This is a genomic window from Vibrio sp. 10N.261.51.F12 (genome assembly GCF_041471725.1).
Lineage (GTDB): Bacteria > Pseudomonadota > Gammaproteobacteria > Enterobacterales > Vibrionaceae > Vibrio.
Map to the genome: position 1 here is coordinate 83,093 of NZ_JBFROV010000034.1, position 14,708 is coordinate 97,800.

At 44.0% G+C, this 14,708-nt stretch carries 13 protein-coding genes; 5 read left to right on the top strand and 8 right to left on the bottom strand.

The window, feature by feature from the left end:
• Positions 1-94: 94 nt before the first annotated feature.
• Entirely contained in the window at positions 95-1,015 is a 921-nt protein-coding gene (locus AB4405_RS17725) for a siderophore ABC transporter substrate-binding protein (protein WP_372062111.1), read from the bottom strand.
• Positions 1,016-1,288: 273 nt separating this feature from the next.
• Between AB4405_RS17725 and AB4405_RS17730 the strand changes: the two genes are divergently transcribed.
• From AB4405_RS17730 to AB4405_RS17740, 3 genes are all read left to right on the top strand, one after another.
• Positions 1,289-2,194 carry a DUF808 domain-containing protein gene (locus tag AB4405_RS17730; RefSeq protein ID WP_372062113.1) on the top strand — a complete coding sequence of 302 codons (906 nt, stop codon included), beginning with the start codon at positions 1,289-1,291 and terminating at the stop codon, positions 2,192-2,194.
• Between the two features lie 214 nt (positions 2,195-2,408).
• Positions 2,409-3,581 carry a multidrug effflux MFS transporter gene (locus AB4405_RS17735; protein ID WP_372062114.1) on the top strand — a complete coding sequence of 391 codons (1,173 nt, stop codon included), beginning with the start codon at positions 2,409-2,411 and terminating at the stop codon, positions 3,579-3,581.
• 351 nt (positions 3,582-3,932) lie between these two features.
• Positions 3,933-5,093: an MFS transporter gene (locus AB4405_RS17740; protein ID WP_372062115.1), complete on the top strand. Its 1,161-nt coding sequence runs from the start codon at positions 3,933-3,935 to the stop codon at positions 5,091-5,093.
• A 109-nt stretch (positions 5,094-5,202) separates the two neighbouring features.
• Here the strand turns inward: AB4405_RS17740 and AB4405_RS17745 are convergent, their stop codons facing one another.
• Complete coding sequence (locus AB4405_RS17745; protein ID WP_372062116.1) at positions 5,203-6,357, bottom strand: DUF1501 domain-containing protein; 1,155 nt, start codon at positions 6,355-6,357, stop codon at positions 5,203-5,205.
• 7 nt (positions 6,358-6,364) lie between these two features.
• On the bottom strand, positions 6,365-7,732 hold the full coding sequence (locus tag AB4405_RS17750) for a DUF1800 domain-containing protein (RefSeq protein ID WP_372062117.1): 1,368 nt from the start codon (positions 7,730-7,732) through the stop codon (positions 6,365-6,367).
• A 196-nt stretch (positions 7,733-7,928) separates the two neighbouring features.
• On the opposite strand from AB4405_RS17750, the gene AB4405_RS17755 reads away from it, so the two are divergent.
• Positions 7,929-8,090: a hypothetical protein gene (locus AB4405_RS17755; RefSeq protein ID WP_372062118.1), complete on the top strand. Its 162-nt coding sequence runs from the start codon at positions 7,929-7,931 to the stop codon at positions 8,088-8,090.
• A gap of 97 nt (positions 8,091-8,187) precedes the next feature.
• Here the strand turns inward: AB4405_RS17755 and AB4405_RS17760 are convergent, their stop codons facing one another.
• The 4 genes from AB4405_RS17760 to AB4405_RS17775 form a co-directional block, all read right to left on the bottom strand.
• Positions 8,188-8,538 (bottom strand): hypothetical protein, encoded by a 351-nt coding sequence (locus AB4405_RS17760; protein ID WP_372062119.1) that lies wholly within the window; start codon positions 8,536-8,538, stop codon positions 8,188-8,190.
• Positions 8,539-8,563: 25 nt separating this feature from the next.
• A complete protein-coding gene (locus tag AB4405_RS17765) occupies positions 8,564-9,886 on the bottom strand; it encodes a peptidoglycan DD-metalloendopeptidase family protein (protein ID WP_372062120.1) in 1,323 nt (440 codons plus the stop codon).
• Between the two features lie 166 nt (positions 9,887-10,052).
• The gene (locus AB4405_RS17770; RefSeq protein ID WP_102469494.1) at positions 10,053-10,346 is read right to left on the bottom strand and encodes an isoamylase early set domain-containing protein; all 294 of its coding nucleotides are present in this window, start codon (positions 10,344-10,346) and stop codon (positions 10,053-10,055) included.
• 121 nt (positions 10,347-10,467) lie between these two features.
• Positions 10,468-11,088 carry a hypothetical protein gene (locus AB4405_RS17775; RefSeq protein ID WP_372062121.1) on the bottom strand — a complete coding sequence of 207 codons (621 nt, stop codon included), beginning with the start codon at positions 11,086-11,088 and terminating at the stop codon, positions 10,468-10,470.
• A gap of 285 nt (positions 11,089-11,373) precedes the next feature.
• Here AB4405_RS17775 and AB4405_RS17780 point away from each other — a divergent pair, with 285 nt between their 5' ends.
• A complete protein-coding gene (locus AB4405_RS17780; protein ID WP_372062122.1) occupies positions 11,374-12,744 on the top strand; it encodes a YjiH family protein in 1,371 nt (456 codons plus the stop codon).
• 588 nt (positions 12,745-13,332) lie between these two features.
• Here AB4405_RS17780 and AB4405_RS17785 read toward each other — a convergent pair.
• Positions 13,333-14,451: a carbohydrate porin gene (locus AB4405_RS17785; RefSeq protein WP_372062123.1), complete on the bottom strand. Its 1,119-nt coding sequence runs from the start codon at positions 14,449-14,451 to the stop codon at positions 13,333-13,335.
• Positions 14,452-14,708 lie beyond the last annotated feature (257 nt).

Below are 14,708 nucleotides of genomic sequence, written 5' to 3' on the forward strand. Positions count from 1 at the left end.
ACATTAGACTCAGGTAAATTCAGTGTTGGCGTTCACGCCATTGTTTTTATAATAAAAGCGAGCCCGTTGGCTCGCTTATGGATTCGTGCAGTGGTTAATTTAAAGCGCTATTAATATCAGAAATCATGGTCTGGGTTGCCGTTACACCACCGCCAGAGAGGTACCATGCATTAGGGTCAATGAACACGATCTTTTTATTTTGAGCGGCTGGTGTTGAATCCACTAATGGGTTGTTAAACATTTCCTTGGCTTTACCTACGCTACGGCCAATGGCTTGCTCTCTGTCTAGGATAAAAATGACTTCTGGCTTCGCGTCGGCGATGTATTCAAACGAAATTAAATTACCGTGTGAGCCTTCAACTGCAGCGACATTTTGGCTGCTCGATTCTGTGAATTTAAAGTCATCAAAAATAATCGAGAAACGGCTGCCTTTATTAAACATCGCAACATTGTTGCCATTGTTCATCACCATAAGTGCATTCAAGTGATCTTTTTGAACATGATCAGCGGTAGCGGTAAACTGCGATTGCGTTTCGGTAATCAACGCTTCCACTTCGTTTTCTTTGTCGAAAAGTTGCCCCAGCATGCGCCAGTTTGCTTGGCTATCTTTCCAGTATTGACCGTTATCAACGTAAAACATCACCGTAGGCGCAATTTGGTTCAGTTCATCGTAAACACGTAACATGCGGTTTTCAGCAATGATGACATCCGGTTTTAGCATGTATATTGCTTCAAAATCTGGTTCGCTGACTGAGCCCGTATTGCTCGTCGATTCTTTATATTGGCTAAGGTAAGGCGGCAACAGGCCATGCGGAGCACCAATCGGTTGAATTCCGATACGATCCAAGACATCGAGACTACCGTTTCCAAGTACCACGACTCGTTTAGGGGTTTCTTTAAATTCTACCGTTCCCTTGTAGTGATCAATAGTTACCGCAAAAGCTTGCGCAGTTAATGCACAGCACGTGGCCAACACTAACGTGGTACGCTTGATTAAACTATAAACCTGACTCATTCCTAAACACCCTATATATCTTGTGGTTATATTAAACAAAGTCATTATCACCTCAATATAAATAGGAATCAATATCATTTTCATGTTTAATTGCATTTTTATTGTCATTGATCATTTTTTCATCGTAGAAGCAACGGTATGAAGACCGAAAAGGTCGACATATCCTAAGGCAAAGACCAAGTGTTTTTATAATGGTTCAGTAGTGTGGAAAACTTGAGAACGCTCTAATACCTGTTACATTCAATAACAAGCAGTCACTTTTCAAGGTCTCCCATGGCAGGTTTAAGTCTTCTCACTCTTCTTGATGATATTACGACCGTTCTCGATGATGTCGCTGTGCTCTCTAAAGTCGCCGCAAAGAAAACAGCAGGTGTACTTGGTGACGACCTTGCACTCAATGCACATCAAGTTTCGGGGGTGACGGCAGAAAGAGAGCTTCCCGTTGTCTGGGCAGTCGCCAAGGGATCCTTTAGAAATAAGTGCATATTAGTCCCCGCCGCCTTGATTATTAGTGTTGTTGCACCCTGGTTGATCAATCCTCTTTTGTTACTTGGAGGATTATTTTTATGTTTTGAAGGCGCAGAAAAAATTATTGAAAAGCTGTTCCACCGTAACGAGGAGCCTGCAGAGACCGCACCGGACTTAAATGGTGACTCAATGGCGGAATATGAGAAAAAGAAAGTAGCAGGTGCCATTCGTACTGACTTCATTTTGTCCGCTGAGATCATTGTTATTGCACTGGGCACGGTACAAGGGCAACCGATCACCACTCAGGTTTTGGTCGTCTCTTTAATCGCAATCATCATGACGATTGGGGTTTACGGCCTCGTCGCCGGCATCGTTAAACTCGATGATCTTGGTTTCTTTCTGGAGCGAAAGTCGCAGGGAAAGGGGCCATTACTAGTGATAGGGAAAGGGTTAATCGCTTTTGCTCCCAAGCTTATGCGAACGCTAACCATTGTCGGAACCGCGGCAATGTTTTTAGTTGGGGGCGGTATCGTTGTCCACAATGTCCCAGCTATACATCATTTGATTGAACCCATCATTATGGACATCCCTAACCTTTCACTGGCGAAAGCCATCATTCCTATTTTATTAAACGGGCTCGTCGGTATTATCGCGGGTATCGCTGTCGTGGGCATCATCGAAGCCATGACCAAAGTTAAAGCGGCATTCTAACCATCACTTTCCTTTTTAGGTAAGGTGGTGCTCATAACACTGACTCCATCGCTCAGTCATTTCCCTCCTCGCCTTAAACTGTTCATAGAATCGGTACGTAATATTATAAAGAATGGCCGCGGTGGTACAGAAACGTAAATTTACGAAAAATCTCACCATAACCTTAAACAGGCCGTTATAATCACTCACCTCTCACTCGTTTGTACCCTTCTCTATGTCACAACCCTTTAATTGGAAAGCGCTTTTCCTTGCCTGTTTTATCGTCAGTATCGGGCAATTTAGCGTTGGTCTCGTGTTCCCATCTTTGCCTTGGATCGCCCGCGATTTTGCTATTTCAGCTGATGAAACACAGCTCCTCATTTCTATCTATTTACTTGGGTTTGGTCCTTCTCAATTTTTTTACGGCCCTATATCAGATGCGTTAGGCCGCAAACCTATTCTAATCGTAGGATTATCCTTGGCTTTGCTTGGGTTAACGGTTGTCATTCTTGGCTCTAACCATTTCAACATGCTGTTGCTAGGACGGTTTATTCAAGGGTTAGGCGCAGGATGTTGCGCGGTATTGGCGAGGGCATCCATTAGAGACAGTTTCAACAAAGACGAACTGCCACAAGCATTGTCTTGGCTTGCCATTGTTGCGTCTTTTACTCCTATCGTTGCTCCGGTATTTGGCGGCGTGATAAACCACCATTGGGGGTGGTTAGCGGTGTTTGTGACATTATTTAGCTACATCGCGCTCGTATTGTTCCTGTTGTTATTTCTATTCAAAGAAACACTCGTCGCAAAATCTTCTATGCCGTCAATGACACAAGCCATTAATGGTTATAAGTCATTGCTCGCCTCACGATATTTTTGCAGCTTTGCCGCAGTCGGCTGGCTTAACTTTAGTTTGGTCATCATTTCCATCTCTGTTATGCCATTTATCATGCAAGAACAAATTGGCATGACCTCTGAACAATATGCCGCATGGGCGCTGATTCCAGCCTTTGGGCTGCTAACAGGGGGGTTCATTTGTAACCGTATCCGACCTAGAATCGGCACGGAGAAAATGGCTTTTGTATCACCTCTCATTCACCTTATTTCTGGATGTTGGCTGCTTGTCGCGCCACTGCACCCATTGGCCATGATGGCGGGACAGTTCTTGATGGCAATGGGCAATGGTATCGCACTGCCATGTTCTCAATCTAAATTATTAGCACCGTTTGGTAAGCAAGCAGGCTCGGTTGCTGCATTGTCCGGCGGGTTACAGATGATCATCGCCTCCCTCCTCAGCATGCTACTGATGAACCTTGGTCTACAATTTCCATGGCAACTCGGCATAATCATTGCCTTGTTCGGCATTGGTAGCTTTACTTGCTTCAAGATTGGATTCCAGATCAAAGAGTAATCACTAAGAGAGCCACCCTATTGTATTGAATAAGGTGGTTTCATCACTTCAAAATAAAAAGTTGCCAGACTGCAATCAATGGTGGACACGTCTTTGTCCTACTCACTTTTTACACGTTAAAATGTTGTTTTTAACAACAGTGAAAAATCATTAAAATTCAATCAATTAACCCGCCCTTTACTCGCATTTTTTATTACCTATCCCTTTACTCCACTCTCTCCATGTAACGATAAAATAATGTTGTCGTTACGGTCATTTTTATTCGTTTTACAGTTGTTTAGCCAAGCCTCATAGTCGCGCTGATTTATTAATCAATTCACCTTCTATTTATCGACTAATGAGGACCTTGCATTGGAAAACACACACGATTTCGCAGTAAAATCTGGCTTTAAAGTGCCTGTTGTTGCGCTATCACTTTATGCCGTAGCATCAGGCTATTTAATGAGCTTGATCCCACTCATGCTGAATGAATATGGCATTGCTGCCAGTCATGCGAGTTGGTTGGCCAGTGTGTTTTATGCCGGATTACTTGTCGGGGCTGTAATTATTGAACCCGCGGTAAAATATGTCGGGCACCGTATCGCGTTTGTCGCCTGCTTGATTGTGTTTGTTATGACTATCGTGGTGCTACCGTTAGTACCCATAGCTGGCGTTTGGATGGCAGCACGTTTTATCGCGGGTATCGCCGTCGCAGGTGTCTTTGTTATTGTCGAGTCATGGCTTCTGACAGGTGATGAAACAAGCCGAGCAAAACGCCTCGGCCTTTACATGGGATCACTCTATGGCGGTTCAGCATTAGGACAACTCGGTATCGGCTTGGTCGGTGTTAATGGCGTTGCACCATTCATCACTATTTTGTCAATGTTAAGCGCTGCAATTTTAGTGCTGTTGTTCATCCCGACTCAGCAACCACAAAGTGCTCACTCAACGCCATTAACCTGGCGTCAAATGAGTAAACTAAACCACGCTGCAATCATTGGCTGCATTGTGTCAGGGCTCACGTTAGGGTCAATCTACGGATTAATGCCTGTAGAGCTTTCGCACCGTAACGTGTCACAAGGACATTTGAGTGCATTAATGGCATTGGTGATTTTAGGCGGGATGGCGGTACAGCCAATCGTACCAAAGCTTATTCATAAGGTGGGTCGCACACCTCTTATGGGGATGTTTTGCTTAGTTGGTGTGTTCGGGATCGGATTAGTCGTATTAAGCAATGACCTAAATGTGCTAGCAGTAAGCTTGTTTCTGATTGGCTTTTCAACCTTTGCTTTATATCCAATTGCGATAAATTTGGGCTGCGACAAGCTCGATGAAAACAACATTGTATCAGCAACACAAGTGATGCTGTTCTGCTATAGCATTGGTTCGGTCATTGGCCCTGTCATCGCGGATGGGTTTATGAGTGGTTCGCAAGGGCTAATGACTTACTTATTTGCAACGATGATGGCAACGGCAATTTATATGATTATCGCAAGTATCACTACGAAGAAACATATGATGGCAGGCGAATAATAGCTGCGAACACTTAACTCGTTAGCTGTTTATGCCTTTTAATCTGTGAAGCCATTGAAAAATGATCAATGGCTTCTGTCTTGTATCCTCGATATAGACTCATCTATCGCTAAGTCACTTGCACATTTTTTTGTATTAAACCCGTTAGCGGAGAAACAGCGTCGCTATTAGGAAAGACCCGTTCAAGAGTAGTATTGTCAGCGTTATAATGTTCAGCTAACACGCCTTTGATAACAGAACGCACATCCGTGGTCGGCATCAGATCTCGGCCTTCATATTGTTTCTCTTCTGCCAGACCTGGCCAATCCGCCACAACTTGAGCTTTGCTGAGCGCCCCACCTGCAAGTAACATGGCATTTGCGGTACCATGGTCAGTGCCTTTAGTGCCGTTTTCTCTTACCGTTCGACCAAACTCACTTGCTCCCATCACTACCGTCGATTGCCATCGGTCCCCAAGTTCCATTTTTAGCGCCGCTAGCCCTTGATCCAAGATACTTAGTTGTCTCGCTAACCGGCCTTTTGTGGTCCCTTGGGCAGAATGTGTGTCCCAGCCCCCCAGCTCTAATATCGCAATGTTGGGCCCTTGAGGGCTATTAATAAAACGACCTGCTTGTTTCATCAAATTGGTAAATTGTTTACTTTGGCTACCTTTTCCTGCCATATTTTCTAGTTTCATCGCCTCAGTAAAGTGATTCTCCAATGCCTCATCCGATTGAAACAATTCGGCCAAAATAACGGCTTGTTCTTCCTTAGATTTCAGCTTATGAGGATACCAACTGCTCACTTTAGTTTCGCCTTGTGCGATCAACGGAAGGCCCGAATCGATGGCTATCGCGAGGTTAGTCTTTTCTCCTGTCAAAAACCGATTAAGCCAACCTTCAGGATCAAAGGGATCATCTGACCCATTTTCCAAAATCTTTTGACCATCAAAATGAGATCGATTTCGATAACCCGTCGCACAAGCTTGTACAAACATAGCTTCATCATTCTGATACCATTCATACACATTCTTTAATGCAGGGTGCAGGGCATAGCCTTTTTCCAACACATTCAGTTGATTCGCTTCGAGCGCTAAATTAGGTCTAAACCGTGCATAATCACTATCGAAAGTAGGCACCACGACATTGAGGCCATCCATCGCTCCTCGTAACGTGATCCACACTAACACGTTGGGACTTTGCGTTGAGGCGAATGACAAGTTAGGGAGAAAGCTCACCAACGATGTCGCCCCTATGCCTTTTAAGAAATGTCTACGCGACGTCATACTGCACCTACCTATATTGAAACTGAGGACTCATCCATAACACAACAAACTTCGTGACGGCATCTTGTGCTTTGTCCAACGCAACCAACGTATGCTCATCAACATGACTGCCATACAATTGTTGAAGGATGTAGTCGATCTTATCCTGAGCGCGTTGCTTATCACGCTTCAATTGTGTCACGGTCAACTGTGCGACTTGGTTCGCGACTTGCCATTTCTGAGTGAGTGCAGAGGCACTATTGTAATCGGCGTCTTTGTCGGGCCAACCCGCTGGCGATCCTGCCATAAAGGGCTCTTGCCCTAGCTGCCGCAGCATAAAATGCATCTGCTTTTGATTTGGTTCAACATCGGCGCTGCGTAGCACAGCAAAGTACCACTCCTGCGGGGTTCTAAATCTGAGGTGTTGCGGCGTTTTAGCAATAGGACTTGCAATAAGAGCTTGATAAACGGGGACTAGCTGACCATTGTTGGCTAACCAAACTTGCGTGAGTACCTCGGTTAGCTCTTGGTGATTTTCGCCATAAAAATGATGCACGAGTTTACCGCAAATATGCTGTGCTGTTTTCGGGTTTGACGCTAAATCTCGCAAACAAGCAATGCCTTGCGCTTCCCCTTCTTGATCATACACGGTATCAAGGACACGTATTGCTCCTGGCTCATGCAGGGCCGGTTTAAACAGATAACCTGGCGCATTTGCGCTCATGCTCACCGTCCAACCCGTCATACCTTGCGCAAGCTCAATTACATCATTTTGTGTATAGCCTGCATTAACGCCAAGCGTATGCAACTCTAAAATCTCTCGAGCTAAATTCTCATTTAACCCTTTGTTGCGTTTGAGGCCAGCCTTAGAGTTGGGTCCTATTGATTGGTGATTGTCTAAAAACATCAACATGGTGGGATGCTGGCATACAGAAATAAGCATCGACGTAAAATCACGATTCCAGCCGGAACGAATCACTTCATTTTCCACCCCAGACACAATCGGTTTGATACGCCGAGTGTCCGCCGATATCGCAAAATGATTGCTCCAAAATTGAATCAATCGCTCTTGAAAACTCACAGGGGAATACAAAGACTGAAGGTTACGAGCATGAACCAGATTGCGATACGCTTCTTGAAAAAATGCATTGTTTGACTTGGTAAAAAGTTGCTTATCCTCTTTAGAAGTCGCTTCTTTTCTTCTCCGGTTCAGATCGCCAAGATGAGCGAGCATTTCGGTTGTGGAGGGTAAAGCATCAATCGAAGCGTGGCGATACTCGGCAGCCTTAAGTTGCTTGACGAGTGACAACTCAGGGTTGGCATCTCCAACTCTTGTACCCAAGCCAAACCGCTGGAGAGTCATAATTCTAGGGTATTGTGTATTATCCGTAACCAACCGAACACCTCATATCTCTTCTACTGCAAGTACTTTCATCTTAGTCTGGAACCTGCAACATAAACACCAACCTCAAGTCAGTTTGATGTCATCGTGAATTTATATAAAACTTAGCTCACAAAAGACAATGTGAATTGTTGCCAAGTTGTTTCTTTGACGTTGAAAACTAGATTATATCTTAGGGGAAGGAAAAGGCATGGACGACTTACAATTTTATGTTACGCATGATTACTGCCCAAACTGCAATGCCGTGACAACTCACGATATATTTGAGCTTCAAGACAATACTCGTGATGGCAAAATAAACAATGAACCTAAATTGGAACAAACCTGTGAGCGCTGCCAAGCCTCTCGTTAAAGGCTAGTTGCTAGTCTTCGTCAATTTTCATCAAAAAAAACGGCGCTCCAAAGGAACGCCGTTTTTCTCACATTTTTAAATTTACGCACGTATAAATTTAAGCACGTTTAGGCTGCATGTACGTTTTGCCTGCGGCTTTATAAGTGTCGCTCTGCTTTACATCGAATAGCGCATCGAAGAACCAAGCAACAAACTTAATCACATCATCACCATCGTTCATGATGTGCTCTACATACTCTTCATCTTCGCCTGCGTCATTGGTGCGGACAGAAACATGATAGATACGCTGAGCGCCATCTACATCAGCCAAAGCAAACTGGCCGGTTAAACTCTCGGCAGCTTCTGCCACATCGGTATCATCCGACGCTTTTAAGGCATTAAGGGCGTCAGGCAGTGCATTAAATTCGCACAATGATTTTACCAATTTTTCAAATTCATCTTGTTGCATTATATAACCTATTTTCCAGCTACGATTATAGACTCGCGAGCTTTGTTTCTTGTTGTTTCAGCATCGCATCCAGTTCATCTCGACGCGCTATAAATTGCTTGAGCTCGCTCTTTGGCACAGAGTCTGCCATAGGAATGTTGGCACGCATAGCGTTAACAGGCCTACCACGTACAATTAGTTCATAATGCAAATGTGGTCCTGTCACGCGTCCCGTCTTACCAGACAAGCCAATTCGTTGTCCACGCGTGACTTTCTGACCTTTTTTTACCAGTATTTTGCTCAGGTGCAAATAACGTGTTTTATAAGGACCACCATGATCCACTACGATATATTTGCCTGCATAAGGATGGTTTCTCACCATCGCCACTACACCATCACCCGTGGTCAGAACAGGCGTCCCCACGCCGACGCCAAAATCGGTACCATTATGCGGCGACACTCGCCCGGTTACTGGATGGCGACGATTTGGATTAAAGCTGGAGGTAATGCGATGGTTGCTAACTGGGTAGCGCATAAAGGCACGCTGCAGGCTTTCACCAGACGCGTCGTAATATTGTCCATTGGAATGTAAATACGCCGAGAACATTGCTCCGCGATTAAATATCTTGATCGCTTGAATCTCTGAATTACCCGTCGCGACCCCATCTACCGACTGGCTACTTTTTACAACTTCAAACTGGTCACCCGCACGCAAATCGCGAGCAAAGTTAATCTTATCCTTCAGCAGGGTCACAACTTGATTGATTTCATTCGGACCAAGTCCCAGTTTGTTCGCTGACGCCGAAAAGCTGCCGTGTATCTCACCCACTAATGCGAGGCTTTCCCAAACACCCGGGATAGAAATGTCACGAAACTCAAAACTGCCATCATCTAAACGGCTATAGACTGCTTTTTCTGCGACGTTTCTGCCTAACTCTAATTTGGTCAGTGCTTGAGTTTCTTCATCTTGCCAAAACCGAATTTTGTCACCTGGACGAAGTGTATCCAAGACTAAGAAATTTAAATCGGTTTCCATTACAGCCATCATATCCTGGTAAGGAAAGCCAAGCTGATCGAAAATTTGGCTCAAGCTGTCGCCCGATTGAACGACATAAGCGTATTTAGGAGGTTGCACCTGCGTCGACGGTTTTGCCACGAGTGTTTCAACAATAGGAGATTCATTAAGATCTAAATCTACCGTACCTTTTAACGTTGAATCAGGCAGGCTGTTTAAGAATGCAAACGCCGCCAAAAAAGGGACGGTGAAAGCAATGCTTTTTTTAAATGTTGAGTTACGAGCTAGCGTGCTTGCCACACTAGGTTCGCCCGGTATTTGATTCGATTGCACAATGGTTCCAATGCAGCTCATAAGAAGGTCAATAGAGTAAACTTTTCTGCCGTTGATTGCATTAGCCGTTAGGGAAAGAAAACGTAAAACATGTGATTGGAATGTAAAAAAGCGAAGCCTGAGGCTTCGCTTTTCATTTAAAACAGTCGATTTATAGAAGTATAATTATCTATACAACATCAACAGTCTATGCCGTAGTAATGATGCAATTGTCTGCACCAAAACCGTTTGGCACATACTGATCCGCCTCAGCATCGTTAACCCATTCAGTGTCATTGACCAAGTAACGGAACTGATACTCTGCACCTTTTGGTAAACGTGTTTTATATTTGAATGACTTGGTTTTCGCCACTTTCTTCATTTGAATTGGCTGCCAATCGTGAAATTCCGCCATCAATACCACGCTATCTACATTGGTCGCATCTAGCTCAAACGTTACTTCTACTTCATCTTTAGTCTTAAAAAATCGCTTATTGATCATCCCAAGCTCCATTTGTACAAAAAATAACAACATCAACGTTGCATACTATTCAATTAATCTCACATTCACAACACCGTCAGCGCCAGATTATCATGGACTCACGTAATAATTGAGATGAGAATTAGCATTTTAGTTGCATATTCTTTACAACATCACATGTCAACACGACGCTATCCGACGGCGCCTCACTCATTGCTTGGCTGTCTTTGTGCTGTTTAAAACGGACGTTTATCTGATTTTCCCAATCCAGATGCGACACCGCTATACGATCGCCAAGTAAAACAGAGTCGACCAAAATAATACGCTGTCGACTGGCATCCCAATGAAACAGCCCTAGATAATAAAAAACACCCGACCCTTGGTTACTCACGGAAAAAGGAGCCACGACGTGGGTCAATACGCCTTGGTCAAGCCGTTGTTGTTTAAATTGATACAATAAGTGAACGTGGCCACGTTCCATGCCATTGTCATAGCGTCCGGTCGCGACATGCTGAGTGTCATCAATATCGGTCAATAATGAGAACGCACTTGTCTCTGGCACTTGAATTGTCCAAGGGTTTGGCGTCGATATACCGAGTATCTGCTTCACCACTTCATCCGCTTGGATTTGCTGGGACGGAAATTTCGCCAAAATCTCTTCATCGGTCATCGAGAAGCGATACACGCCTGCGATGACGACAATCAACAACAACACAATGGGCGTTAGCAGTATTAACGGAATGGGTAATTTCTTTCGTGACATAACGTTCTTGGACTCACGGTTCAATTTCGACCTCTATTGTAGCGGGTTACGCGTGACTCTCAAACTACTCGTTTGCCGCTATACTCTTAACCATACAGACATCCATGATGAATAGCATAAGGCTTGGTTCCCAGAAATTATGAATATTTAGTCTTCATTGGTGAATAGTATTGCTTCGAAGCGTAAAAAAAAGTAATCTTTGCCCCACTTGAGCAAATACGGATGTTTAGTGAATAATCGGGCGAAGGACACGCTGATATTAACTAGTTGTAACACGAGATAAAAATGCAAAATAGCGCTCAATCTGCCCCAGAGGCAGGTAAAAAAGGCAATTTCTTGATCTTCCTTATTCCGTCATTAATAGGCTTGTTTCTATTTATGGCACCGATTAGCTACGATGGCGGCTTAACCATTCCCGTCGCTGTCTTAGCGAAATCACTGCAAGCGGCGATGGGTGACTTCATCGTTCCCCTCGTTACCGCAATTATTGCCTTGATGGCAGCAGCCTCTATTTTATCTCGCATTTTTAAGCCTGCTTTTATCAACAATAATGAGTTTTTGAACGGCCTATTCAACCCGAGTCCAATGTGGTTGGCAGTGCGTATCATTGGTGGTATAGCAGTATTGATGACCTACTTCCAATTTGGTCCTGAGGCGATATGGGAAGAAAATACTGGCGGCTTGGTGTTAGAAGGCCTTTTGCCAACCCTCTTTTCTGTCTTCATTTTCGCGGGTCTTTTACTGCCTCTATTACTCAATTTCGGTTTGCTGGAATTATTCGGTGCGCTACTCAGTAAAATTATGCGCCCAATATTCAATCTACCAGGACGTGGCGCTATCGACTGCATGGCCTCTTGGTTAGGAGACGGCAGTGTCGGTATATTGCTGACTAGTAAGCAATACGAAAGCAAGTTTTACACCATGCGCGAAGCCGCGGTCATTGGTACCACATTCTCAGCAGTTTCTATTACGTTCAGCCTCGTTGTGATTGCACAAGTTGAACTCGAGCATTTGTTCTTGCCATTTTATGGCGCCATTTGCCTTGCTGGTATTGTGGCAGCAATCATCATTCCTCGCCTGCCACCACTAAGAAACAAGAAAGACGTTTATATTGATGGCACTTTGCCAGCAGCCGACGCTGAGGTGACGCCAAAGGGACACTCGACGTTCTCTTGGGGCCTTGATATGGCGCTAAAGCGCGCTGGTACCGTCACATCCGTTAAATCGGTGTTTGGTGAAGGCATTAAAAATGCCGTTGACATGGTATTTGGGGTTTTACCTGTGGTTATGGGGCTAGGCACCGTTGCACTGGTCATTGCTGAATATACCTCGGTATTCGAAATACTCGGCACGCCTTTTATTCCTTACCTTGAGTTACTCGGTGTCCCCGAAGCGGTCGCGGCCTCTAAGACGATTGTTGTCGGGTTTGCAGACATGTTCATCCCATCAATCTTAGCGGCATCTATCGACAGTGAAATGACACGTTTTGTCATTGCCGCAATGTCGGTCACACAGCTTATCTATATGTCAGAAGTGGGTGCATTACTGCTTGGTAGCCGTATTCCCGTTAATGTTATTGAGCTGTTTGCTATCTTCATCTTACGGACATTGATTACGTTACCTGTGATTGCAGGTGTTGCGCACCTTATATTCTAGACACGGGTCACTGGACATCGATGTGACAATACACAAGGCCCACTTCGGTGGGTCTTTTTAATGTCCGTCGTTTACGCCCTCCACGCCATTCTGCCGCCGAAGCCATCAACCGCTATCGTTATCCGTATTTAAAGCGTTAAAGCTCACCTTGGCGTGTACAGCGAGCTTTACTTTAAGCAATGCCGATCGGCTATACGCTCGTAATCAATGACCTCTTTTCGCACTGGTATTATTGCGTACCTCTCCATGACTGACTGGCGGCGTGCTGACTTTTTTATCTCTATAATGGTATTTACGCCTCTCAATAATCAAAGCGACACCACCCTAATCATATAACTGACCGGTTAGGAGAAATGATGGAATAACAAGGGGAGTTCTAACTAGAAAATCCCTTAATGACACACCAATGGGTCTAGGGTTAGTGAATAAGGGTAATGGGTAATGGGTCAACAACGCAGAATAAAAAACATCAATGTATCTTTTATCTTTTATCTTTTAGGTTAAACATTTTAAACAAAAAAACGGAGCCTGAATGGGCTCCGCTTATCTTAGGTTAGCAGTGTTTTTCTGTTCTATGCGATGTTTGGCTTAGAAGAAGTATTTGAAACGAACACGAACACCTTTGTCTGTGTCTTCTTCGAAAATTTTATCGGCTGTTTGATCGTCTACTGTTGTGTAGTACGCACCTAAGTAGATAGAAAAATCATCAACTGTTAATACGTCCGCAAATTCGTAAGATGCGTAAACGGTATCTACTTTTGCTTTACCTGTTGTAGATGTGGCAATTTTCTCACGCTCATAGTCATTGTCCGCGTGGATATAACCCAACCCAAAACCTTTATACAAAGCATTCACGCCAACAGTCATATTGGTTTCGTCAACTGCGTCCATATAAGCGAAGTTAGCGATCAAGTTCCAGTCCGTCGTCGTATAGTTTGCCGTAACACCGTAACCTAAACGGTCTGAAACATCTACGTCACCATCGATACCTGAAACTACTACCGCGTCCTTAACAAGGTTTGCTTCCATAGATGCTGCGATACCGAAGTTACCTGCTTGATACCCAACAACTGGACGAAGTAACATCGCGTCTTTACTACTAGTAACATCCGCACCATGGTAAGCTGGTACATCATTCGCTCCTGTAGCAAACAGTACCGAACGATCACCAATCATTGAGCCAAGCTCGACATAAAGGTTGTTGAAAGACTGGCTATACATGATTTGGCCATCAGAACCACGACCACGGCCTTCTTTCATTTGATAAACATAAGGCGCATCGCCTGAAACTAGTTCGTTAGATGTATCACCAGAATACTCTAGAAATGTATCTTGACCAACAGGGAACATATCGAATGCTTCGAAACGACCCATACGTAGGTTCCAGCCTTCTTGCTTACCAAATGCAAACCATGCATCATCGAGAGCAACGGTACCGTCACTTTGCATTAACGGTTCAACATTGACCTGTAGAACGTGACCACTTTCAGTATAACGCTCACCTGAAAACTCAAGTAAAATACGACCAGATTGATTGAATTCGTTGTTTTCTTGACCTTCACGGTCTTGGAAGTTGAAATCAAATTCAACATCACCACCAATAGAGAAGTTACCGGTTTCGTTATCAGCAATACTGATACCAGCGTTTGCACCCATTGCTGTTGACACTAAGACTGCAGCAAGTGAAAGCTTAAATGTATTTTTCATTTTGGACCCCGAGGAATGTAATAAATTATTATTTTTTCTATCGGCTTTCTTGTTCGCCTTTGTATACATGACTTCTACGAGTCAAATTATTCACAATGCGAATAACCAAGATGCCTTAAAGTGATATATCGAATGAACGAGATGAATTTTGGCCAAAAAAGTTCAACGCGACAATCCTAATAATTTAAAAATGCCTATCTAAATCACGCTTTTATATTTATCATTAAATCCTTATTAATCAATGCTTTATATATAAA

Bases quoted from the DNA above. Each gene is read 5' to 3' on its own strand.
- AB4405_RS17755 (WP_372062118.1), top strand. From the start codon at position 7,929: ATGGACGACTTACAATTTTATGTTACGCATGATTACTGCCCAAACTGC.
- AB4405_RS17785 (WP_372062123.1), bottom strand. From the start codon at position 14,451: ATGAAAAATACATTTAAGCTTTCACTTGCTGCAGTCTTAGTGTCAACA.
- AB4405_RS17735 (WP_372062114.1), top strand. From the start codon at position 2,409: ATGTCACAACCCTTTAATTGGAAAGCGCTTTTCCTTGCCTGTTTTATC.
- AB4405_RS17765 (WP_372062120.1), bottom strand. From the start codon at position 9,886: ATGAGCTGCATTGGAACCATTGTGCAATCGAATCAAATACCGGGCGAA.
- AB4405_RS17780 (WP_372062122.1), top strand. From the start codon at position 11,374: ATGCAAAATAGCGCTCAATCTGCCCCAGAGGCAGGTAAAAAAGGCAAT.
- AB4405_RS17745 (WP_372062116.1), bottom strand. From the start codon at position 6,357: ATGACGTCGCGTAGACATTTCTTAAAAGGCATAGGGGCGACATCGTTG.
- AB4405_RS17730 (WP_372062113.1), top strand. From the start codon at position 1,289: ATGGCAGGTTTAAGTCTTCTCACTCTTCTTGATGATATTACGACCGTT.
- AB4405_RS17725 (WP_372062111.1), bottom strand. From the start codon at position 1,015: ATGAGTCAGGTTTATAGTTTAATCAAGCGTACCACGTTAGTGTTGGCC.
- AB4405_RS17760 (WP_372062119.1), bottom strand. From the start codon at position 8,538: ATGCAACAAGATGAATTTGAAAAATTGGTAAAATCATTGTGCGAATTT.
- AB4405_RS17770 (WP_102469494.1), bottom strand. From the start codon at position 10,346: ATGATCAATAAGCGATTTTTTAAGACTAAAGATGAAGTAGAAGTAACG.
- AB4405_RS17775 (WP_372062121.1), bottom strand. From the start codon at position 11,088: ATGTCACGAAAGAAATTACCCATTCCGTTAATACTGCTAACGCCCATT.